The organism is Synechococcus sp. H55.2, from assembly GCF_047462495.1.
Classification (GTDB): Bacteria; Cyanobacteriota; Cyanobacteriia; order Thermostichales; family Thermostichaceae; genus Thermostichus.
On sequence record NZ_JANSJH010000023.1, the window covers coordinates 1 to 21,392 of the forward strand.

At 60.1% G+C, this 21,392-nt stretch carries 18 protein-coding genes; 7 read left to right on the plus strand and 11 right to left on the minus strand.

The window, feature by feature from the left end:
- Window positions 1-78: 78 nt before the first annotated feature.
- Complete coding sequence (locus NW844_RS04605; RefSeq protein WP_414333895.1) at window positions 79-885, minus strand: lysostaphin resistance A-like protein; 807 nt, start codon at window positions 883-885, stop codon at window positions 79-81.
- Between the two features lie 15 nt (window positions 886-900).
- Entirely contained in the window at window positions 901-1,182 is a 282-nt protein-coding gene (gene clpS / locus NW844_RS04610; protein WP_414333897.1) for an ATP-dependent Clp protease adapter ClpS, read from the minus strand.
- A gap of 274 nt (window positions 1,183-1,456) precedes the next feature.
- On the opposite strand from clpS, the gene NW844_RS04615 reads away from it, so the two are divergent.
- Together NW844_RS04615 and NW844_RS04620 are read left to right on the plus strand one after the other, a co-directional pair.
- Window positions 1,457-3,184: an alkaline phosphatase D family protein gene (locus NW844_RS04615; protein WP_414333898.1), complete on the plus strand. Its 1,728-nt coding sequence runs from the start codon at window positions 1,457-1,459 to the stop codon at window positions 3,182-3,184.
- Window positions 3,185-3,410: 226 nt separating this feature from the next.
- On the plus strand, window positions 3,411-3,767 hold the full coding sequence (locus NW844_RS04620) for a hypothetical protein (RefSeq protein WP_414333900.1): 357 nt from the start codon (window positions 3,411-3,413) through the stop codon (window positions 3,765-3,767).
- 78 nt (window positions 3,768-3,845) lie between these two features.
- Here NW844_RS04620 and NW844_RS04625 read toward each other — a convergent pair whose 3' ends face one another.
- The 3 genes from NW844_RS04625 to NW844_RS04635 form a co-directional block, all read right to left on the minus strand.
- Entirely contained in the window at window positions 3,846-6,140 is a 2,295-nt protein-coding gene (locus NW844_RS04625) for a glycosyltransferase family 2 protein (protein WP_414333902.1), read from the minus strand.
- 61 nt (window positions 6,141-6,201) lie between these two features.
- On the minus strand, window positions 6,202-8,148 hold the full coding sequence (locus NW844_RS04630; RefSeq protein ID WP_414333903.1) for a cellulose biosynthesis cyclic di-GMP-binding regulatory protein BcsB: 1,947 nt from the start codon (window positions 8,146-8,148) through the stop codon (window positions 6,202-6,204).
- 137 nt (window positions 8,149-8,285) lie between these two features.
- The gene (locus NW844_RS04635; protein WP_414333931.1) at window positions 8,286-8,666 is read right to left on the minus strand and encodes a cupin domain-containing protein; all 381 of its coding nucleotides are present in this window, start codon (window positions 8,664-8,666) and stop codon (window positions 8,286-8,288) included.
- Between the two features lie 263 nt (window positions 8,667-8,929).
- On the opposite strand from NW844_RS04635, the gene NW844_RS04640 reads away from it, so the two are divergent.
- The 4 genes from NW844_RS04640 to NW844_RS04655 all read left to right on the plus strand — a co-directional run bounded on the left by NW844_RS04640 (window position 8,930) and on the right by NW844_RS04655 (window position 14,229).
- A complete protein-coding gene (locus NW844_RS04640; RefSeq protein ID WP_414333904.1) occupies window positions 8,930-10,537 on the plus strand; it encodes a hypothetical protein in 1,608 nt (535 codons plus the stop codon).
- Window positions 10,534-11,643: a hypothetical protein gene (locus NW844_RS04645; protein WP_414333906.1), complete on the plus strand. Its 1,110-nt coding sequence runs from the start codon at window positions 10,534-10,536 to the stop codon at window positions 11,641-11,643. The genes NW844_RS04640 and NW844_RS04645 overlap by 4 nt, the downstream gene beginning before the upstream one ends.
- A 144-nt stretch (window positions 11,644-11,787) precedes the next feature.
- Window positions 11,788-13,143 carry an acetyl-CoA carboxylase biotin carboxylase subunit gene (gene accC / locus NW844_RS04650; protein ID WP_414333908.1) on the plus strand — a complete coding sequence of 452 codons (1,356 nt, stop codon included), beginning with the start codon at window positions 11,788-11,790 and terminating at the stop codon, window positions 13,141-13,143.
- Between the two features lie 93 nt (window positions 13,144-13,236).
- Complete coding sequence (locus NW844_RS04655) at window positions 13,237-14,229, plus strand: tyrosine-type recombinase/integrase (RefSeq protein ID WP_414333909.1); 993 nt, start codon at window positions 13,237-13,239, stop codon at window positions 14,227-14,229.
- A gap of 166 nt (window positions 14,230-14,395) precedes the next feature.
- Here NW844_RS04655 and NW844_RS04660 read toward each other — a convergent pair whose 3' ends face one another.
- From NW844_RS04660 to NW844_RS04670, 3 genes are all read right to left on the minus strand, one after another.
- On the minus strand, window positions 14,396-15,409 hold the full coding sequence (locus tag NW844_RS04660) for a hypothetical protein (protein ID WP_414333911.1): 1,014 nt from the start codon (window positions 15,407-15,409) through the stop codon (window positions 14,396-14,398).
- Entirely contained in the window at window positions 15,400-16,002 is a 603-nt protein-coding gene (locus NW844_RS04665; protein ID WP_414333913.1) for a DnaJ domain-containing protein, read from the minus strand. Before NW844_RS04665 ends, NW844_RS04660 begins: the two co-directional genes overlap by 10 nt.
- Window positions 16,003-16,317: 315 nt before the next feature.
- The gene (locus NW844_RS04670; protein ID WP_414333914.1) at window positions 16,318-16,743 is read right to left on the minus strand and encodes a hypothetical protein; all 426 of its coding nucleotides are present in this window, start codon (window positions 16,741-16,743) and stop codon (window positions 16,318-16,320) included.
- 99 nt (window positions 16,744-16,842) lie between these two features.
- On the opposite strand from NW844_RS04670, the gene NW844_RS04675 reads away from it, so the two are divergent.
- Window positions 16,843-17,478, plus strand: a complete 636-nt coding sequence (locus NW844_RS04675) for an exopolysaccharide biosynthesis protein (RefSeq protein ID WP_414333915.1) — start codon at window positions 16,843-16,845, stop codon at window positions 17,476-17,478.
- Window positions 17,479-17,606: 128 nt separating this feature from the next.
- Here the strand turns inward: NW844_RS04675 and NW844_RS04680 are convergent, their stop codons facing one another.
- From NW844_RS04680 to sufC, 3 genes are all read right to left on the minus strand, one after another.
- Window positions 17,607-18,746 carry an S-layer homology domain-containing protein gene (locus NW844_RS04680; protein ID WP_414333916.1) on the minus strand — a complete coding sequence of 380 codons (1,140 nt, stop codon included), beginning with the start codon at window positions 18,744-18,746 and terminating at the stop codon, window positions 17,607-17,609.
- A gap of 464 nt (window positions 18,747-19,210) precedes the next feature.
- The gene (gene sufD, locus NW844_RS04685; RefSeq protein ID WP_414333918.1) at window positions 19,211-20,518 is read right to left on the minus strand and encodes a Fe-S cluster assembly protein SufD; all 1,308 of its coding nucleotides are present in this window, start codon (window positions 20,516-20,518) and stop codon (window positions 19,211-19,213) included.
- A complete protein-coding gene (gene sufC, locus NW844_RS04690; protein WP_414333920.1) occupies window positions 20,515-21,288 on the minus strand; it encodes a Fe-S cluster assembly ATPase SufC in 774 nt (257 codons plus the stop codon). Before sufC ends, sufD begins: the two co-directional genes overlap by 4 nt.
- Window positions 21,289-21,392 lie beyond the last annotated feature (104 nt).

Genomic DNA, 21,392 nt, shown 5'->3' on the forward strand with positions numbered 1-21,392 from the left:
CCCGGCCCCTCTCCCTGAGGGATGACCCTCACCCCCGGCCCCTCTCCCTGAGGGAGAGGGGAGATGCTTCGGCGTTGTTCAGCTTCTGTCGGTGGCCAACCTCTTGAGAACAAGGAAGGTGCCGCCCAGGAAGAGCAGGCCCATCAGCCCGGCTAGGGGGTTGCCGCCGATGCCGGTGAGCCACTCTGGCGCCCTGCCGGTGTACTCGATCCAAGCCAAGTTGTTGACCCAGGTGATGCCCCACACCCAGCCGGCGTGCAGCCCCAGGCTGAGTCCTAGCTTGTTTTGGTTCCACACCTTGGCCTGGGCCAGCAGCAGGCCCATCAGCCACAGTCCCGGAAACTGGGGCCAGGTGGCGAGGATCTCTGCTGGCGGCTTCAAAAAGTGGGCCAAAGCAAAGAGAAGGCTGGATCCCCACAGAGCGCTTGTCCAGCCGTAGTCCAAGGCCATCTCCTGCAGCAGCCAGCCGCGGAACAACAGCTCTTCTGCTAGAGCCACCGCCAGGCCCACCCCTAGCCCCAGCAAGCCATAGCCCAGCAGGGATCCCCCTTCCACCGGCCGCCAGCTCAGCCAGCCCAGGGCCCCCTCCAGGCCAAAGAGCAGAAAAAGCCCGCCCACACCCATCCCCAGGCCCCAGAGGATCCCAGCTCGGCAGGCCCAACTCTTGTCCAGGCCATAGGCGGCAAACCCAGATCCCCACAGCCCCAGCCAAAGGAGCAGTAGAGCATACAGCGGCAGCCAGAGGTACTCTCGGCCAAAGAAAAATCCCCCCAGGCCGACCCACGGTAGCCAGGCCAAAAGGGGGATCCCCAAAAACAGCAACAGCCGCAGCGGCAAGGGAAAGGCCTTGAGTTTGCCAATCAGCTCAGCAGTCGGCAGGCCCACCCAAACCGCTCCTAACTAGCGTTCCGGCTCGATCGAGCTGGTGAGGCCGTGCTGGCGCAGCTGCTCGCAGTAAAACTCCGCGTGCTCCCGCGGCACCACGATGACCACAGCAACGCCGTTGTTGTGGGCTTCCAACATGATCTCGGTGGCTTGCGGCGGCATCATCGATGGAATGACCTTCACCAGCACCTGCACCACGTACTCCATGGTGTTGACATCGTCGTTGTGCAGCAACACCCGGTACATGGGCATATGCTTCGGGGTTACAGAAGGCTTAACCAGAGTCTCCGTAGCCACGACGATCCCTCCTTGGGTCAACAAGAGGTTCCAGAACGCAAAACCGAAAACAAAGCCAAAAAGCAAAAAACCTTAATGGAATTTTAGCCTTCGCAGGAAGGGCTATGAAAAGGCCGCGGAGAACCCAAGCCTCAGGTCTGGCGTTCTTAAACAGAAGCTAACCCAGTTTTCACCGGCCCACAACCTCAGTTTGGGCGCAGAAGTGCTTGACTAGGGGCAATTGGCCATTGTTGCGGATCCCTTTACATTTGCCGGCGTCGCTGAGGTTAGCTGTATGAGTTCCCTGCGTTCCCGTCGCTTTTTCCTGCAGTTGCTGATGTTTGGCGGTGGGGCAGCCGCCCTGGCCGCCTGTGGGGGCACCTCCAGTTCTTCTATCCCGCCGCTGGGAGAGCCGGGATTTCCCCAGGGGGTGTTTGCCGGGGATCCCACCTCTGAGGGGGCGGTGCTTTCCACGCGGGTGGTGCCGGCCAGCAGCGTGGATACGGTGCCTGTGACGCTGCAGATGGCGGAAAATGCCGAGTTCAACCCCATTCTGCAGCAGGTTGCGCTGACTGCCCGCCGCGTGGCCGGTCGCAACTACCGCACCGAGCCGGGCGACTACATTGCCCGCGCCGTTGTTACCGGCCTGAGGCCGGCGCAGCGCTATTTCTACCGCTTTGTCAGTGAGGGGTTTACCAGCCCTGTGGGCCAGTTCCGCACCCTGCCGGCTCCGGGCGATGGGCGGCCCATCCGCTTCTTGCACATTAGCTGCGCCAATGAGCCTCCTTTCCCCATTGGGGCGGCCCTGTTGGCTGAGGTTAACCGCGGCGATATCGATTTCATCTCCTTCAACGGCGACACCGTCTACGCGGATCGCTTCTGGCTGGGGCTGGATCCCATCGGCAACCTGGAGTTTTACCGCAGCCTCTATCGGGATCAGCGGGATCCCAAGTATGCCGGGCCGGAGTTCCCGCAGTTGTTCAGTCGCACTTCCTTTGTCGTTAACTGGGATGACCACGAGGTGATCGACAACTACAGCGGCCAGAAGGCCCGCGGCGGCCGCGCCGTCCAGCTCAACGACACCACCGGGCAAACCCGCGACGTGGAAGATTTTAGGGTGCTGGGCTACCAGGCCTTTTTTGAGTACAACCCCATCACCCCCACCTTGACGGATGTACCGGGGGTAGATAGCCGGGATCGGGTGTTTCGCAGCTTCCGCTACGGCGCCAACGCCGAAGTCTTTATCCTCGACCTGCGCCAGTACCGCGACTTGGCTGCTGTGACCCCGATCCTGCCCATTTTGCCCCCTGGCTTGACCCGCCAGCGCTTTTTGGAACTGGCCGGCATCCGCCTCACGCCCCAGCAGGAGACCCTGTTCTTCGGCCCGCCGGGATCGGAAGAGGCGCTGTTTAACCTGCTGCGCCGCACGCCGCGCATTCTTTTGGGAGAACCCCAAAAGCAGTGGTTGTTCAACAGCCTGCGCAGCTCCACCGCCACCTACAAGTTCATCGTCAGCGAGTTTCCCATCACGGTGACCTATTTCCGCTCCAACGACGTCTGGGAGGGCTACTGGCTGGAGCGGCAGGAGGTGATCGACTTTATTGAGCGCAACAACATCCGCAACGTGGTGTTCCTAACCGGCAACAACCACGCCGGCTTTATCGGCCAGGTCAACCCCGGCAGCAGCAACCCCATCTGGGAGGTGTGGACTGGCCCCACCGGACGCAGCGTGACCGCCTTGAGCATTGACGAGTTGGGCAGCCAACTGGGGATCCCCAACGCCAGCCGCCTCTACTACCGGATTGTGAATGGCTTTCTCGCCCCTGTGAACCCTGCCAATCCAGAAGTGAGCGGGATCCCTGGCGTAACGACAGGCAACCTGCGCTTTTTGGAGCTGGCGGTGCCCAACTACACCCTCATTGAAGTCTCCGGCAGCCGCTGCACCCTTCAGGTCAAGGGCCCCACCGGCAGTGTCCTCACCGATCCCCTGGGGCGCCGCGGAGAACTGGTGCTGCCCCAGTGAGAACAATCAAGGGCTTTGGGCAGGTTTTCTCACTCTCATTCTGATCGAAATTCAGGGATCCCTGCGCAAGTTGGGATCCCCTTTTGTAACCCTTTTTTGCAACTTGTAAGGAAGATGCCGGCTGTGATCGCAATCAGCCAGGGAGCGAAAACGTTAATGCTAGCGTGTAGGTAGGGCAGGGATCCCTGTTGCGGCAAAGAAAACTTCATGGAAGGAGGAAAATCCGATGGTTGCTCTGCGGGGTTGGCTGGCAGCGGGCATGATCGGGGCGGCTGCAATCCTGGGTGGTGGTGAAGCGTGGGCCCAAAGTAGCTTGTGGTTACTGAACGGGCAATCGACCTGGGTTAACGGTTATTTCTACCCAGGCGAGAACATCTGGGCCGAGTGCGACCTCGACTGCCACGACGTGGATCTGGTGCTTTACGATCGCAACGGTCGGGTGGTAGCGGAAGATACGCTCTTGGACGATTTCCCCATCGTCCAGGCTCCCTATGAGGGCAATTTCGCAATCCAAGTAATCATGGCCGGCTGCCGCCACCCACGCGGCTGTGCTGTCGTCGTCGATTCTGACTACGGCTTCTAGCGCTTCCCTCGCCCCTAGCCCCTCTCCCTCTGGGAGAGGGGAAGTAGTACTGCCTGCTGTAGGGATGAAGGGGGCTGGCTAGGCGGGTTTGTGGCTGGCTTCCTGCACTTTGGCGTGGGTGAATTTGCTCAAGCCATGGATGGTTTTTTCCCAGTAGAAGGGCTTGGTAAAAAGCTGCCACAGGGCCATGTAGGCTGCCATGGAGTGCAGTTGCCAGTAAATGGGGTTGAGGAGAGCATAGAAGGCCAAGTCGTAGTAGCCCCGCCGAAAAACGGCCACCAAGTTCAAGTAGATCCCAATGGCATTGCCCACCAAGAGGTTAAACAAGCCCAAGTAAATTAGCCAACTGGGAAAGATGTTTTGCAGCCAATGGGCGCGGGTGAGCAGCCAGTAGAAAAACAGCAGCCACATGATGGGGCTGGTGAGGAAGGTGAAGAAGCTGCCGCCGATAAAAAATTGGTAGGCCAGCCAGTTCTTGAGGCCCAGCTTGCGCAAAGAGCGCAGCGGGTTGCGGTTGTGCACCAGCCAGGTCTGCATATAGCCTTTGATCCAGCGGGAGCGCTGCCGGATCCAGTTTTTAAGGGCGCAGTTGGCCTCTTCGTAGGTGGTGGAGTTGATCACCCCCACCGTGTAGCCGTGCTGGCTGGCGCGAATGCCTAGATCGGCATCTTCGGTGACGTTAAAGGGATCCCATCCCTGCAATTCCCGCAGGCGGTCGGTGCGGAAGTGGTTGCTGGTGCCCCCCAGAGGAATGGGCATTTTCAAGGTTTCCAGGCCCGGCAGCAGGTAATCAAACCAATAGGAATACTCCAGAGTAAACATGCGGGTAAGAAAGTTCTCGTTGCGGTTGAAATAGTTGAGGGCCGCCTGGACGCAGACCAAGCTGGGATCCCCTTTTTTAAAGGCAATGATGGCTTTTTTCAGTTGATCCGGATCGGGGATGTCTTCGGCATCGTAGATGGTGAGGTATTCGCCGCGGGCAAAGGCCAGGCCGTAGTTGCAGGCTTTGGGCTTGGTCTTGGGCTTGCTATCCGGCACGATCAATAGGCGCACGTAGCGGGGCGGCTTGGCGGCGCGGGCGGCCTCGATGGTGGCCTGGTCGTTTTCTTCCAACAGGATCAGCACGTCTAGGCGCTCGTGGGGGTAGTCCAGCTTGGAGAGGGAGTTGATGAGAATCGGCATCACCTCCGGCTCTTTGTAGACCGGCACCAGGATGGTGTAGATGGGCAAGCTGCGGTCATCGAGGGCGGCCACTTCTTCGTCGGTAATCTGGTGGAAGCGATCGGCGGATCCCACCAAGCTGAGCAGCAGTTTGAAGAAAATCGAGGCTATGTAGAAGAGGTTAATCAAAAGCACCAAGATCGTCAGAGTTGTCCAGGGAGCGCTGGCCAAACTCCACAGCAGCAGCAGCAGCAGGCCATAGCCGACGGCAATTTGCGAGGGGGTAAACACCCGCGAGGCCGATTCCTCCGGCAGACGGGCCAGCAGTTTGTACACCGCCTCTTGGCTAAAGCGGGATCCCTGATCTTGGCTGAGGAGCTGGGTGATATCCTGCTCGGTGCCCAGCACCTTTTCTATCCGCAACCCTGGCCGCCAACTGTAGAGCAGCTCGTCCACCGCCCAGTCCAGGGGGTCGTTGACCATCACGGTGAGGGTGTGCTCGTCCGTCCAGCTCAGGGGGTAGAAGAGGTGGTGCATCATCAGCTCCGGATCGAACTGGCGGCTCAGGCTCTCGTCCCGGTAGAGCAGCCCTGTTCCCATCAGCTCCGAAACGGAAGGGTAGCCCAGCAAGTGGGCCAGAATGCTGAGATACTCGGGGGTGGAGAGGTAGCTCAGCCGGGTCAGCACCTGCCCCAGGCTGGATCCGGTGCGGCGGCGGATCTCCAGAGCCTGCTGCCACTGCTCCAGGGTAAGGCGGCTACCCAGCAGCTCAGCAGCCAGCTTGCGCTCGAGGATAACTGTCAAGATCTGTTTTTCGGTGGCCGGGATCTCCCACAGCTTTTCGGCCTCTGGGCAAAGGCGTTTCACAGCCTGCCAGACGCCGGGATAGCCGGGCTCTTCCGTGGCCACCACAACGGTTTGCGGGTTGAGCCAGCCACAGGGCAAAAAGCGCACCGGCAGGAGATCGCTGGGTTCCACTAGCCAAGGCAGCTCTAGATCTAGAGGCTGCTTGAGCAGCCAGTCCCGCAGCTTGGGCCGATCCAAAATCTGGCGACACAGGTCGGCAAACTTGCCAGGATGCATGACCCGCAAGCTCCAAAAAGCCCTGGGCAAGGAGCAGCCCACCTCTTCGCGGTACTCCTCCGCTGCCGCCAGTTGCTGGCGGGTGAGATAGCCCGCGCGCAAAAGCGAGGACTTAAGGGACTGGAGCATGGCCTAAAACCTGCGGTTTGGCTCAAGTCTGGCTCAACCGCAAGCCCATGCCTAGCCCCCCCTAGGAAGGGATGGGCGACTCGGGGCGGCGGGCCAAGCGGCGATAGACATTCCAGGCTCCCGCTGCCAGCAGAATAGCCAGCAGCAGCACCAGCCAATAGCGGTACTGCCACACCAAAAGCTGCCAACTGAAGCGGCCTGGGTAGCGCACCCGGTAGCCTTGGGGGGTGAGATCCCAGCTCTGCACCTGGGTGAGGGCGGGGGCGGCGGCGTAGGCGGTGAGCACATTTCCCTGCAGTTGGTTGGCCAGGCGGGTGCGTGGATCGGCAAGGCCGCGGCTGAGGCGCTCTGCCAGGGCCGGATCAGATCCCCACCAGGATAGCCAGAGGGTAGGCCTGCCTTGGAGCAAAAAGTACTGCAAGAGGCCGAGGTTTTCCTGGGGTTGGGCGGCCAGGGCCACCTGCTGGTTCAAGGGGTTGAGGATCTCGAACTGGGATCCCAGCCGGATGGGGCTGTAAGGGAGCTCCACCTGCTCCGGGGCAGCGACAAGGATCTGCCAGGCGAAGTCGCCTGTTTCCAACTGGGTCTTTTCCTGGGGCAGAAACTGAAGGGTGGGCAGGAGCGGTTGGGCGGCCAGCCGGCTCAAGGCCCCCACCAGGTAGGCGGCAGCCGGCAGCCGTTGGGGATCCCCCAGCCAAACCCGTCCGGATCCCTGCAGCACCGCCGGGATCTCCTGCAGCTCGCCACTGGGGGCTTGGTAGCCGCTCCAGAGAAAGCCGGAGCTATCCGAGCGCACCTGAACCGTCAGCGGCGTCAGGGATCCCTGGCAATTGCCGGGGCTGGCCCCGTAGTCAAAGCGCAGCTCCAGTTGGTTGAAGCGGCGCAGCAGGCGGGTGGGCAGGGTCACGGTCTCGTTGAGCTGGCTGCGACCAGTGAGGTTGTAGGTGCGCAGCAGAACGCCGTTCAAGAACACATAGCCCGTCAGGCGATCCCCGGCCCGACCATCCACCGGGTTCATGATCACATCCAGTTGGGCCGCCAGATCCCGCGGGCGCCCCCCCAACTGCGCCAGGTTGAGGTTGAAAACCAAAGACTGGCTGCCAAAGCCCCGCAGCAGGGGATCCACGATCCCCAACTCCCGCAAGCTGAGGCGGTTGGCCTTGAGAGCCCGCTCCCAGTCCGCCACCGCCGCCACCCGGATGCCGCGGCTCACCAGCCCCGCCCGCTTCCACTCTTCATAGAGGGCAAGAATGGCCTCGCGGCGGGCGGCCACCCGCAGCCGCGATCCCTCTGAAGTTACTTGATGCTGCAGGTGGGGGGTAAAGTTGGCCGGCTCCAGAATCACTTGAGGCCCTTCCCCTGGACGGTTGCTCCAGAGGATGGGGGTCTGAGGGAAGAGGTGGGCCAGTAAGCTGTACAGGCCCAGCGCTGCTTCCGCCACCTCAGGAGAGGGGTTGGCGGGCACCACCAGCGTGAGCTGGGGGTACATCAGGTGCAGAAAGCCGGCCACCGTAGCATCGGGCACGCGGGGCACCAGCTCAAAAAAACTGTCCCGCCCTACCCTCAGCAGCAGGTTGCCGGTGTTGAGGTCGGCACAGATGTCGTCACTAATGCTCAAAAACGGCTGCACCGACACCGTGATAAAGCGCTCACCCGGCGGCAGGTTAGGGATGGGCACCCGCACCACCGGCTCCTGGCGCAGATCTTGCACCAGAAAGATCCCCGCCAGCTCGTCGTTAATCAGCACCCGCACGGTAGAAGTGGGCTTGAGCACCGGCGAAGGTTCTAGGCGCAACTGCACAAAGCTGGCTTCTGGGTCGATGCCGTTGATGGGCGCAGGGACGGTGACATCCAGGCGCGGGTTGGATCCCTGCAGCAGCACCGAACGCTCATAGCCCAGCCTCTGGAAAGCAAGGGGCTCCGCCCGCACTGCCTCTGTTGGCACGCAGCAGAGCAAGCCGGCCACCAACAGCCCCCACCCTCCTCTTCTCTGCCTTACCCTAGCCATCTGCTGGATCCCTAGCACCTGCTCTGACGACAGAAAAAGCCTACACCTGCGGCGGGGGCAGTCGCCAAACTTCTAGGAGTATATGGCGCAAGAGTGATGAACTGGCCACAAGAAAACCCCCTTCCTCAGGAACTCTCCTAGGCGCGGGCGTAGTCGTCCTCAAAGCGCACGATGTCGTCCTCCCCCAAGTATTCCCCGTTCTGCACCTCGATAATCACCAAGGGGATGGTGCCGGGGTTTTCCAGACGGTGCTTGGTGCAGGGGGGAATGTAGGTGGACTCGTTGGAGTTAAGCAGCACCACCTCCTCGCCCCGGGTAACGCGCGCCGTGCCCCGAACCACGATCCAGTGCTCGCTGCGGTGGTAGTGCATCTGCAGGCTAAGGCGATGGCCGGGCTTGACCTCGATGCGCTTGATTTTATACATCGGGCCTTCATCCAAGATCCAGAAGGCTCCCCAGGGGCGGGTCTGAGCCTGGGAGGGCAAAAGCTCCAGTGCCGGAATTGCCGCGTTGTCCATGTCCCGCACAGACTGTAGCATTGAGGTCACACCTTGTTCCACTTCAGGGGCTCTCACATCCTCACCTGCAGCGCGGCAACTTTTCATCGACCATCTTGCTGAACCCAATACGCCAAAACTCGTAGAAAAAAAGTCTCGAGAAGGGGAATACTAACGCTCCCTTGCATTCCTAATAGTTTTTGCAAAACTTGCTTTTAGGATTAACTAGGGTGTTCCAATGCCCTAGGCCGTCAAGTTTAGTGAAACTCGTTCATGGGGCATGGATGTTCGTAAACCGGCTTAAAGCCATCTTGCGGCTCGCGGCGCCGGTAGGGATCCCCCTGCTGCTCCTAGCTGGCCTCTTGTGGGGGCTAAAGGAAGGCTGGGGCTGGGTGAGCCTGGAGATGCAGTTCCTTGGCTACAAGGGATCCGTAGCCGCCCTGGGGCCGGATCCGCGCCTGCCCATTGTCGGCACCACCTTTCCCCCTTCGCTGGTGCTGGCCACGGCCATTTTGGGGCGCTCGCCGCTGGTGTTGCAGGCCATTTTGGGATCCCTGGTGTTGGACTGGATGGGGCAACAGTTGCGCCGTTTGCCTGTCGGCTTGGGGTGGCGCTGGCTGTGGGGCCTGTTGCTGCTGCTGCAGCCGGCTTTGCTCCTGATGCTGCTGCGCAGCCCAGTTTGGACGGCCACCTCGCTTTTAGTGGGGGTGAACATGGCCTTGTTGTTCCCTCTGGCGGATGGGAAACAAGCAGCGGAGAAGGACGAGCTGCCCGTTACCCTGCGGCTGCTGCTCATTGGGCTGGCCTTGGGGCCGCTGATGGCGCTGCGCTGGGAGAGCGGCTGGCTGTTGCCCTGGCTGGCAGGACTGCTGCTGGTGGCTTTTCGCCGCGAATCTTGGGGGTTTCGCTGGGTCTCGCTGCTGGTGGTGGGGTTTATCAGCCTGGCCCTGATCCTGAGCTGGCTGTATGTCAACTGGTTAGCGGTGGGGGATCCCTGGGCTTTTACCTACCAGGTGGGTAGCGGCCTGCGCCTGCCGCAGTTGCGGGAAGACCTGCAGCAGGCCGGCGGCTGGCAAGGGCTGGTGGAGCTGGGCAAGTGGCTGGCGGTGCTGGCCCCTGCCTATCTCCTGGTGGGGATGGGATCCCTGCTGGGCCGCTGGGTCTGGGCCTTGATCTGGGGGATGCCGCTGGTGGTTCTGCTGGCTTCCCTGGGGCAGGGGCTGTTTTTGCCGGAGCTGAGCCGCTTTGGTCTCGTCTGGGTGCCGCTGCCGTTGCTGATGGGGGCCTACTTAGTCCGCGGAGCCGGCCCCGGCTGGGCCAAGCGCCTGTTGATCACTGCCCTTTTGGGGCTGAACTGCCTTACCGCTGGCTATGGGCTAAGCCAAGAGCCACGATTTTTGGCGCCCCTGGTGGTTGAGGAGCGGGATCTCTGGGAGCGGCTGGTGGCAGGGGTGGCGCCCCTTAGCCGTGAGTTGGGAGCGGCCCAAGACCTGTACGAAGTGACCTCTGGGGGGCAGACTTTGGAAGCGTGGCGCCAGCAGCGGCAGGCAAAGCGTCAAGTAGGGGAATATCTCCGCCGCCACCTGGTGCCTGGCGAGAAGGTGTTGGTGGACGACGACATCCACTTTGAGGCTATCTTTTGGGCGGGGGATCCCCGCTTGTTCCTTACCCCCCACCAGTACGAGTTTGCCTTGGCCCTGCAACACCCCCAGGAGCGGGTGGACTACTTGCTGGTGGCGGGGCCGGCGGATCCCTTGCGGAGCGCCGATCGCATCCTGCAATTTTGGCCTGAGCTTACCTTTGAGGGGCTGCCGGGCTTTAGGGAGGTCTACAGCTCCCCGCAGGTGCGGCTGTGGGCCCGCCAGGCAGAGCTTGAGGAGGAAACGAGATGATCTGGAAACGGCAATGGCCGCGGCGACAGGTGCTGCAGATGGGCGGAGCGCTGCTGGCTGCCTCTGGAGTTGCCGGCTGTGGTCAGGGCTTCGAGAACGTTACCACTGGAAACCTGAACTTGTCAGAGCTCTTGGCCCGCTGGGAAGTGGGCATTGGCGAGGATCCCGGTCGCTTCCTCTGGGAAATCGAGTCGGATCCGCAGGTGGCAGCGGTGGCGCGGGACTGGGATCCCCATTTCTTGAGTGGCTGGCTCAACAGCTTTGACCACCGCCAGGGGGATCTCTCCTTCTGGCGTAACTGGCACCAGGCGGGGCTTTTGCGGCAGTGGTTTGAGCGGGGCTACAGCCTGCACATCATCACCTGGGAAGACGACACCACCCGCCCCTGCGGCGACTACCACCTCTCGCCGCAGTTTATCCAGGACGTAGCCGAGCTGGCCGGGTATATTGCCCAAGCCAACCCCCAGGGCCGCCCCACCTACTGGAGCCTGGCCACTGAGTTTTCCTACTGGCGCATCCCCGCCGACGCCTACAACGCCGACACTGCCCCCTACTACCGCGCCCTGATGCGCAACGTCTTAAGAGCCCGCCAGGCCATCAAGGAGCGGCTGCCCGAGGCCGAGGTGGCCCTCTGCTGGGGCGGCTGGATTGCCACCTTCGACGATCGCCGCCGCGGGGCAGGGCGCAGCATGGTGGAGCCTTTTGCCGAGACGATGAGCCAAATGGACGGGATCGCCTTCCAGTCGATGCGCCAGCGGCGACCGGGGGAGTTTAACCCGGAGCTCAACGGCCCGGATCCGGGTAACCCCGAGCAGATCCGCCTCTGCTGCCGCCTCTTTGCCCCCATCCACCGCAACCTGATGCTGGCCCACTACGAGCCCTCGATTAAGGACAAGCACCCCAACGGTGGCCGGGCCGACACCGTCCAGGGGGATTTCGCGATCATGAGCCGGCCAGAGTGGCTGCAGGAGGTGTCGCAACTGGGATTGCGGCGCCTGTCCCTGATGCACTACGGCCTCTACAAGGGGGATCCCTATGGGGCGCTGACGGCAGCCCGGCAATTCCGGGCCCGCGTAGGTTTGCCGGCTATTGCCCAGAGGGTGTAGGCGTTGGCTGAATTGACCAGATGTGGGATCCCCATCTGGATCCTTCCGTCTGCTTGCCATAGTAGGATCAGCACCTGCGTACCCTACCTTGCACGGACCGCTGGTCTTTAGCGGCCGAGATTTTTCTAACCTCAAACGCCCCTCATGCCGCCCATCACCAAGATCCTGATCGCCAACCGAGGCGAGATTGCCCTGCGCATCATCCGCACCTGTCAGGAAATGGGGATCCGCACCGTGGCCGTCTACTCCACTGCGGATCAGAACTCGCTGCATGTCCAACTGGCGGACGAGGCCGTCTGTGTAGGGGATGCCCCGGTGGCCAAAAGCTACCTCAACATTCCCAACATCATCTCGGCAGCCCTTACCCGCGGTGCCAATGCCATTCACCCGGGCTACGGGTTCTTGGCGGAGAATGCCAAGTTTGCCGAGATGTGTGCCGACCACAACTTGATCTTCATCGGCCCCTCGCCAGAGGCGATGCGCAAAATGGCCGACAAAGCCACGGCCCGCGAGACTATGCAAGCGGTGGGCGTGCCGACCGTGCCCGGCAGCCGCGGCTTGATCACCTCTGATGAAGAAGCAGTGAAGCTGGCGGAGAAAATCGGTTACCCCGTGATCATCAAAGCCACTGCCGGCGGCGGGGGGCGGGGCATGCGGGTGGCCAGAGATGCCCAAGAATTGCTGAAGATGATGCGCACCGCCCAGGGGGAAGCCCAGGCGGCCTTTGGCGATGGGGGCATCTACCTGGAGAAGTTTATCGAGCGCCCCCGCCATGTGGAGTTTCAGATCTTGGCCGACAGCCACGGCAATGTGGTGCACCTGTACGAGCGGGATTGCTCAATTCAGCGGCGGCACCAAAAGCTGCTGGAAGAGGCCCCCAGCCCGGCTCTGACCACGAGCTTGCGCGCCCGCATGGGAGCAGCGGCGGTGAAGGCGGCCAAGGCGGTGAACTACGTGGGGGCGGGCACGGTGGAGTTTTTGCTGGATAAAAACGGCCAGTTCTACTTCATCGAGATGAACACCCGCATCCAGGTGGAGCACCCGGTTACCGAGATGGTGACGGGGCTGGATTTGATTGCCGAGCAAATTCGCATCGCCCAAGGTCAACCCCTGACCTTTCGCCAGAAGGATGTGGAACTGCGGGGCCATGCCATCGAGTGCCGCATCAACGCCGAGGATCCCAAGCAGCAGTTTCGCCCTTGCGCGGGCACCATCAGCGCCTATTTGCCCCCTGGGGGGCCGGGGGTGCGCATGGACTCCCACATTTACACCGACTACACCATTCCCCCCTACTACGATTCGCTGCTGGGCAAGCTGATCGTCTGGGGGCCCAACCGGGCGGCAGCTATCCGCCGCATGCAGCGGGCGCTGGGGGAATGCGCCATCACCGGCGTGCCCACCACGATCCCTTTCCACCAGCAGATCCTGCGCCACGAGGCTTTTTTGCGGGGCGAGGTGTACACGGATTTCATCACCCAACACCTGCTACCCAGCCAGTAGCAATCCAATCAGAAGTCGTTTGGGATCCCGCTTTGAACTGCGGCTTGCCGGAAGTTAAAGTTAAGCGTGAGTTGAGGGTTGCTGGTCTTGCAGATGAGGGATCCCCGGCCCGACTCGGTTCAACAGGCCCATCTCCAGCGTCAGCCGAGCTGCCCTGTGCCCAGCCTCAGCCAGTTGGTGCTGCAATTTTTGCAGGAGCGGGAGCGGGATCTGGCCCCAGCCAGCCGCCGCACCTACCGCATTGCTCTGGAGCAGTTTGCCAAAACTTGCCCGGTGCCGCTGGGACAGGTGCAGCCGTCCCACGTTCAGTCTTTTTTAAACAGCTTGAGGGGGCGTCCGTTGCGCAACCGTTCGGGCCAGTGGATCCATCCGCCTGCCTCTCCCGCTACCTACAACCTGAAGCGGCTGGCGCTGCAACAATTTTTTGAATGGGCCAGCCAGCGAGGCTACTTTCCGGATCCCTTGCCCACCCAGGCCATTCGACCTGCCCGCCTGCCCGCTCGTCTGCCTCGCGACCTGGATCGGCTGTTGTTGCAGCGGGTTCTGCAACGGGCCCAAAGCCATTCTCTGCGCTACGCAGCCTTGATCCGCCTGCTGTTGGAGTGCGGCCTACGGGCGCAGGAGCTGTTGGACTTGACAGTACAGGATTTTCAGATCAGCCCTGAGGGATCCCTGTTGGAGGTGCGCTGTGGCAAGGGAAGTAAACCTCGCGCTGTGGCGGTCGGGGATCCCCTCTCCGAGCTGCTGCAACAATATCTGAGCCAAGAACGGGGCCCGTGCGCGCCGACGGATCCCTTGTTTGTCTCCCAATCCCGCTGCCCGGCCTACCGGGGTCGTCCCCTCACCTACGATGGCCTACGTCATATTGTGCTTAAGCTCACCGAGCCTGAGCCGGGCCACCAAACCCCCCACCAGTTTCGCCACAGCTTTGCCACCCTGCTGCTGGATCGCGGCGTTGCCCCTGAGCATATCCAGCACTTGCTGGGCCATACGACTGCCGCCATGACGATGCGCTACACCCAGCGGGCCAACTTGAGAGCAGCTATTGCCCGTTCCCGCGCGATCTTGGATCAGGGCTTGATTTAGGGATCCCTTGTTGTGCCATGGTCTCTATTGTTGTAGTAGGGAGAGGCTCAGATTGCTAACAGGAAGGGAAACCGGACATCCAGAGGGCAACCCCGGAAAAGAAATCAATCAGGTACACCTGACTAAGGTGCTTGGAATGACCTGAAAACAATCGAGATGGGTTATTTCAAGTTACACGCTGGAGAGGAAGGTAGAGCACATGTTCTCTCTCCTTTCCTATGGGCAACTGCGGGCCAAGGCTGGCCTTCTGCTGCTCCAACCAGATGATCAGATGTCCGTTCTCAGGGTAGTATTCCAGAACATACTTAATGAAGTCATCAATTGTACATGGCTTGCTGAAACCTCCCATCCACTGATGAAAGTGGCTGTGCACTTCGTTGGCTATGGTAATCAGGTTGGAGAGACTCGCTGCAAGCTTTGGATAGTGCGCTTCAGAGTAGAGATGATGAACCGTTAGGCTACTGGCTGCTTTTCGAGTAACTCTACAAAGATTTCTATCCCTTTTTCTTGCAAGATCTTTTGCCTTTTCTATCTGATTTTGTCGATCCTGGATTGCCTTGACGATTACCTGAATCTGAGGTTCAATGCGTTCGCTAACATCTTGACACCAGTCTTTTCTGTGGTTTTGCTTGAGAACCTCTCCCATAATCTTGGCAAGCTCATAGATACCTCGTAAAGAGAGGTAAACAGTGTCATCATTACCAAAACGTGTGTAATGAATGTCTTTGATTAACTTACTTTGCTTCGATGCAAGCTCAAGCGCCTTCTTAAGATAGTCAGTTCGAGTTCCAAAGATCATCACAACATCTCGAAGAGATAACCAAAACTGATCTTGTCTTTTGACCAGAGAGGAGCTGTTCTGAAGGATCCTGTGATCCACGAGAGCTTTCTGCTTCTTGCGATGCTCTTCCTTGAACCAATTTCTAATGCTTGTACCTGTAGAGGATTTGGGATCTTGCTCTGTTCGAGATCTTAAAAAGGATAAAATGGCATAAGCGCCGGACTGCGTGTATTCCCTTAGCTCAGAACTTTTGTTGATAACACGATAGTCTTTACCTTCCACCAGTTCCCACTCATCATCGGGGATCCTGTCAAAGTGAGCTTCAATCTGCCTGAGTTCCTCAAGGCTGATACCCAAGAAATCGGCGAGCTTGTTTGAGGAAACATAGACTATAGCCATTGCTCGAACTTCTCCGTAAGGCTTTTGTAGAAAAGAGTCAATCGCTGGAAAATTTTGTCATCTCCCGTCGGAGAATCGGGATGGTAAATCTTGCTCAGGCGGTAGAAAGCAGCTTTGATGTCTTCATCGGTAGCTCGGTCAGGGTCAAGCCCAAAAACCCGCCAAGGCAAGTCGTACTTGAAGATGTTGATCCCATTGATGCAGCCATACCCCTCTTCCCCCTCTTCGTTGGGAAGGATCCCGATGTGCTGACGATAAATGCGCTCCAAATCGTCTATTTTGGATAAGTTCAGTTTGCCCATACCACTGGTTGCCAGTCTGAAGCTGGCTGATTTTCTCAGCTCGGCTGCGTTTTTAACGCCAAAGTGGTTGTAAATGGCTTTCTGCAGCTCTTTGACAGACAGCCGGGGCGGTGGCTGTAGCTGCCTGACTACAAACCGGGCAAAATTCTCTAGGAGTTCCTTAGAAATGCCATAAGTATCCGAAAGACGCTGGATTTCTGCGGCAATCGCCACCTGCGGGTCGGGCCCAGCTCCTTCTTTTGAGGTTGTCCTGGTTGCTTTCGGTTTTGTGCTGGTGGCTTTTCTGGGCACGGTTTCTCCTCAAGTCAGCAATGCCAAGTGCAAATCTGCACAAAACTCATAGGCTACCCATGAACTTATCTGCCCGATGAAGCAGAGAATCTCAAATTAGCGTAACAATGTTGTCGGTAACCGTAAAGCCCTGCACCACATAGGATGCACCATGGCGATGCCTAGTTGGATAGCTTGGTGTGGGGAGCGGATCCGCACGGGCGATCCCCTAGGCAAATCGCGCCCACATTCGGTCGTTAGAGCACCCTCCCCCTGGAGCAAGCGTATTTTTCGGATACTTTTCAACCCAAGGTCTGGGGCCGCCTTTGTTTTCCTTCAGCTTTTGGGGATCAGCCGCTTGGGGCAGGCGGCGCGGATGTGGGATTCGCTCAGATCGGGCATGAGGGCCAGGGCCCGTTGGGCATCGATTTGCGCTTCGCACACCGCCTCCAGCACCTGCTCGGCCATCAAGGAAAGGGGCATATCGGCGGTTTGCTCAGGATCGGTATCCTCTCTAATTTGTCGCACTCCCACCGGTGGGGGTGGCAACACCGGCGGAGCCGACTGGGGGGGCAAGGTGGTGGAGGTACCCACCTCCAACTGCGCTTCGGCCAGGGCTACACCGCGCCCTGCCACCAACAGGGATCCCAGCAACAGGGATCCCCCCAACTTACCCATTTCTTTGCTGAGCGGGGCGCGCTTCTTCAGACCTTCTCCAAGGCCACCGCTGCCCAACCTCTTGCCCAGCGCTTCGCCGCTCATCTTAACCCCTCAAAGACCACCCCTTTGTTCAAGATATCCAACAAACCTTGGATTTGCAGTAGGCTATCGTTGGCTCCCAAACCGTTTGCAGACCCCCCTATGGCTCGTCTATCCCAAGAGCTAGCCCGATTTGCCTGCCTTCCCGCCAACCCAGAGCAGCCTGAGGGATCCCCACCCGTGGCGATCTGCATTGAAGAGATTCTCAAACTGGCGGGCGAGCGCAGCTTTGGCTTGTTTTTGGCGGTGCTGTCTTTTCCCTCGGCTTTGCCTCTGCCGGCCCCTGGCTATTCCACTCCCTTTGGCGTGGTCATCCTACTGCTGGCCCTGCAAATGCTGGCAGGGCGAACCACTCCCTGGTTGCCGCCATGGGTGCTGCAGACATCCATTGAACGGAAGCAATTGCAAAAGTGGGTGCAGGCCGGGATCCCATGGTTGCAGCGCATTGAAAAAGTTGCCTGCCCCCGTTGGCAACAAGTCTGCACCAGCCGCCTGGGCCAGGTCTGGCTGGGCACCTGGATTGGTTTGATGGGCATTTCCATGATCATTCCCGTGCCCGGCACCAACACCCTGCCGGCGATGGGGATCTTCGTCACCGCCTTCGGTCTCCTGGAAGAAGATGGGCTCCTCTGCAGCCTGGGATCCCTGATCTGTGTGGCAGGGGGGCTACTGACCACTTCCATTTTGGTGGGCCTGTGGCTGGGGGGAACGACTCTGTTGGATTGGCTGAGAAGATAGCGCCCTAGCAGCCCCTCTCCCGGAGGGAGAGGGGAGTTGGGGATCGAGACAACGCCCAGCTTCACCGATGGAAAGACAGTGAGAAGTTGTATCGCCTGCGTCTTGTTGCAACGGACACCCCCGCGCCGCTAGCGGGATTGAGGAACTAGCGCCAGATCCTGGGTGAGGCGCAGCTCGATCACCTGGTTGGGATCCAACACCACCACCGGCGGCGCTGTCACGTTGCCGATCACCGCTCCGGCCACCCCTGCCCCCAGCACTTCTTCTGTGGCAATGGCATTATCGCCGGTTACCAAGCCGAGAACGGCGCCTGCTGCCGCGCCGATGGCCGCATCTTGGATGATCTTGCCTGTGGTGGTGTAGCGGGGATCCTTGACATCGCGGATTACATCCGATTGAGCGGCCAAGGGGAACAGTTGGTTGTTGACGATGATGCTTTCCGCCACAAAGCGCGTGCCGCCCGGCGCTGGCTCAAAGCGGCCATCCACCCGTGAGCCAAAAGGCACCAGGATGTCCCCCTGGCCGTTGCGAATTGGGTTGCGAACGATCAAGGACATAGGGCGAGTTTCGTTGGGGGCGATGAAGAGGCGCTCGTTGAAGGGGGTGGTGGTCTGTATCAGAGTGCCCGCCGCCAGCGTGGAAAGGCGCAGGTCAAAGCCGGGCTGAGGGGTGGAGAGCCAATTGCCTGGGTTCTGGGCCACCAGGGATCCCCGACTGAGCAGGGCCTGGTGGGTAAAAGCAGCCACCTCAGCACGGGTGGCAGGACGGTTGGGCTCCAAGAGCATGGGATCTGGGTAATTCACGATCAGGCCGGCGCGGTTGGCGGCTGCAATTAGCGTCAGGGCCCAGTTGGGAATGGCTGCCGCGTCACGGTAGCGGCTGAACAGCTCGCTCGGCTGGGCCGCGGGGATGGCACTTGTGTTGCCAAGGGCGTTGGTCAGGATCACCAGCGCCTCGGTGCGGGTAACGGGCTGTTCGGGTCGGAAGGTGCCGTCCGGGAAGCCGGCCACCAAGTTGTTGGCTGCCGCCGCGGAGATAGCGCTGGCCGCCCAGTGGTTGGAGGGCACATCCCGAAAGCCGATGAAGGCACCAGAGGTGTTGCGGAGGCGAAAGGCAGTGGTGACGAGGGTGGCAAACTGAGCACGGGTCACCGGCTCGTTGGGACGGAAGGTGCCATCCGGGAAGCCGTTCAACACCCCTTGAGCGGAGAGAGCCTCAATGTAGGTTTGGGCCCAGTGACCAAAAGTGTCGCGAAAAGGGGCGGCCATAGCCGCCTGGCAATGAATGCCCAGTGCGGCTCCCGATAGGAGTAGGCCTGCTGTGCGTGGGGTCAACAGAGAGGGAAACATCGTGCATTCACCAAGTTGTCGTAGCGCCCATTGCTGGGTCAATAGCTACTCTTATTCTGGCTATTTCCTCAGTGGTGACAATAGCTGAAACCCTCTCTGTATAGCAGTTTGAGCGTTTCCAACCTAAGATTTGCAAGAAAACGCAACCATAGAAGATCGATAAGGAAACTCCCGAATCTATTTCGCGTCAAGCCATTACGCCTAAGCCCGGTCACTCTTGAGGATAATGGCCATTTCGGGAGCAGCCAACAACTACAGCTTTTTCCGGCGTTATCTACTACAGCCAATGTAGATCCATCTCTTGCGTAGGAAGGATCTCGCTTGGCTACAGAACTCCCATGAAGTCGGAAAAAGCTGTAACCAGAAACCGAATTGATCGCAAATTAATCGGATCCCAACCGGCAGGCCACCTGAGAAGGAAGCTGGGCCAAAGGGATCCCTTCGAGGATCTCGGCTGCAAAAGCATAGGTGAGGAGTTGCCTGGCCTGGGCCTGGGGAATGCCGCGGCTTTGCAAATAGAAGATTTCTTCGGCCTCCAGTTGGCTGACGGTGGCCCCGTGGGCACATTTGACGTTGTCGGCAAAGATCTCCAACTGTGGCTGCGTATCCACCCGCGCCTTGGGGCTCAACAGCAGATTGCGGTTGGTCTGGGCGGCGTCTGTCAGTTGAGCTGCTTGGCTCACCAAAATGCGCCCGCTGAAGACCGCACGGGCCGCCTCGTCCACGATGCACTTGTGCAATTGGCGGCTGCTGCCGTGGGGCGCTTGATGCACCAGGCGGGAGTGGGTGTCGCTGTGCTGGGATCCCTTCAGCAGGGTCAGTCCCTGCAGGTGGGTGTGGGCCTGGGGTTCTACCTGGACAAGCTCCAGGTTGTGGCGGGAAAATTGGGATCCCCACTGGATGGCCTGCAGCCGGTAGTGGCTGTGGCGGCCCTGGCGCACAGCAGTTTGGTTGATGTGAAAAGCCTGGGATCCCTGCCGCTGCAAGATCACATGGTGTAGACGGGATCCTTCGGCCAGGGCAATCTCGGCGACGGCGTTGCCAAAGGGGATCCCGGCCCCCCAGGAGAGGTGATCTTCAATCAGGGTGAGGGAGCTGTGGGCCTGCAAAGCCACCAGACAGCGGGGCTGGGCCAAAACCGCCTCTCCTTCAGAGGCCACGGTTATCCAGAGCAGGTGCAAGGGCGGCAAAACCTCCTGCTGGGGCGGCAGCTCAATCTGGATCCCATCGCCTAGATGGGCGGTGTTGAGGGCGCTGAAGACATCGAGCTTGACGATGGTTTGCAACCATCCAGGAGCCGACTGGCTTAGGGGAGCAATTCGCAGGGCCGAGGGCAGGCCGCTCAAGTCAGAAAGGTGGGGAGCAAAGTAGCCGTTGACGAACACCGCATAGCTGTGACGGCTCTCCGGCCACAGCCAGGGATCCAGCACGGCCTTCTCTAGCGTTGCCTGTCCAGGGCCGGCCAGGCGAAAGGTGTGGGCCACCAGCGGCGAGAGGTCGCTGTATTTCCAGTCTTCTTCGCGGGGGGTGGGGATCCCCAGTTCCGCCAGTTGGGCGCGGGCCTGCTGTCTCAGGGTGGTATGGGGATCTTCCACCTCTGGGATTTGGCGGAGGATGTGCTCCAGAAAGGGACGGCCAAAACCGCTGGCGTCGCTTTCTCGAACCGAGGACTTGGGCACCGCAGCGCTCATCCCACCTCCTCCTTGAGCCAGTCATAGCCCCGCTCTTCCAGCTCCAGCGCCAAAGTCTTATCGCCGCTGAGGACGATGCGCCCCCCTTCCATCACATGCACATAGTCGGGGGTTACATACTCCAGCAGGCGCTGGTAGTGGGTAATGAGGAGCATGGCCTTCTCAGGGCTGGCCAGTTGGTTAATGCCCTGGGCAACGACGCGCAGCGCGTCGATATCCAGGCCGGAGTCCGTCTCGTCTAAGATAGCCAGCGTCGGCTCCAGCACCGCCATCTGCAGGATCTCGTTGCGCTTTTTCTCGCCGCCGGAAAACCCTTCGTTGACGGAGCGCTCCAAAAAAGCGGGATCCATCTTGACAATGCTCAGTTTTTCCCGCACCAAGTCGTCAAAATCGAGGGGATCCATTTCCGGCTGATCCCGATATTTCTGCCGGGCGTTGTAGGCGGCGCGCAAGAAGTCCAAGTTGCTCACCCCCGGAATCTCGATGGGGTATTGAAAGGCCAAGAAGATCCCGGCCCAGGCCCGCTCCTCCGGCTCCATTGCCAAGAGATCCTTGCCCAGATAGAGGATCTCGCCCCCTGTTACCCGGTAGTCGGGGTGGCCGGCCAAGATCTTGGAGAAGGTGCTTTTCCCGGAGCCATTGGGCCCCATGATGGCGTGGATCTCGCCGGCCCGGATTTCCAGGTTCACCCCTTTGAGGATAGGGGTACCGTCGATCTCAGCCGTGAGATCGCGGACAGATAAAATGACAGGGCTGTTTTCCCGGATCATGTCAGCAGTTCGTCTTGGGTCGAAGTATTGGCGGACAGACCTACCCCTTCAGCGCCGCCCCCAAGGTGGAGCTGCGCCAGGCTGCTCGGCAATTGGCAACGAGC

Excerpts from the sequence above, each read along its gene's own strand:
- NW844_RS04615 (WP_414333898.1), top strand. The coding sequence starts at position 1,457 with ATGAGTTCCCTGCGTTCCCGTCGCTTTTTCCTGCAGTTGCTGATGTTT.
- NW844_RS04620 (WP_414333900.1), top strand. The coding sequence starts at position 3,411 with ATGGTTGCTCTGCGGGGTTGGCTGGCAGCGGGCATGATCGGGGCGGCT.
- NW844_RS04625 (WP_414333902.1), bottom strand. The coding sequence starts at position 6,140 with ATGCTCCAGTCCCTTAAGTCCTCGCTTTTGCGCGCGGGCTATCTCACC.
- NW844_RS04630 (WP_414333903.1), bottom strand. The coding sequence starts at position 8,148 with ATGGCTAGGGTAAGGCAGAGAAGAGGAGGGTGGGGGCTGTTGGTGGCC.
- NW844_RS04635 (WP_414333931.1), bottom strand. The coding sequence starts at position 8,666 with ATGGACAACGCGGCAATTCCGGCACTGGAGCTTTTGCCCTCCCAGGCT.
- NW844_RS04640 (WP_414333904.1), top strand. The coding sequence starts at position 8,930 with ATGTTCGTAAACCGGCTTAAAGCCATCTTGCGGCTCGCGGCGCCGGTA.
- NW844_RS04645 (WP_414333906.1), top strand. The coding sequence starts at position 10,534 with ATGATCTGGAAACGGCAATGGCCGCGGCGACAGGTGCTGCAGATGGGC.
- accC (WP_414333908.1), top strand. The coding sequence starts at position 11,788 with ATGCCGCCCATCACCAAGATCCTGATCGCCAACCGAGGCGAGATTGCC.
- NW844_RS04655 (WP_414333909.1), top strand. The coding sequence starts at position 13,237 with ATGAGGGATCCCCGGCCCGACTCGGTTCAACAGGCCCATCTCCAGCGT.
- NW844_RS04660 (WP_414333911.1), bottom strand. The coding sequence starts at position 15,409 with ATGGCTATAGTCTATGTTTCCTCAAACAAGCTCGCCGATTTCTTGGGT.
- NW844_RS04670 (WP_414333914.1), bottom strand. The coding sequence starts at position 16,743 with ATGAGCGGCGAAGCGCTGGGCAAGAGGTTGGGCAGCGGTGGCCTTGGA.
- NW844_RS04675 (WP_414333915.1), top strand. The coding sequence starts at position 16,843 with ATGGCTCGTCTATCCCAAGAGCTAGCCCGATTTGCCTGCCTTCCCGCC.
- NW844_RS04680 (WP_414333916.1), bottom strand. The coding sequence starts at position 18,746 with ATGGCCGCCCCTTTTCGCGACACTTTTGGTCACTGGGCCCAAACCTAC.
- sufD (WP_414333918.1), bottom strand. The coding sequence starts at position 20,518 with ATGAGCGCTGCGGTGCCCAAGTCCTCGGTTCGAGAAAGCGACGCCAGC.
- sufC (WP_414333920.1), bottom strand. The coding sequence starts at position 21,288 with ATGATCCGGGAAAACAGCCCTGTCATTTTATCTGTCCGCGATCTCACG.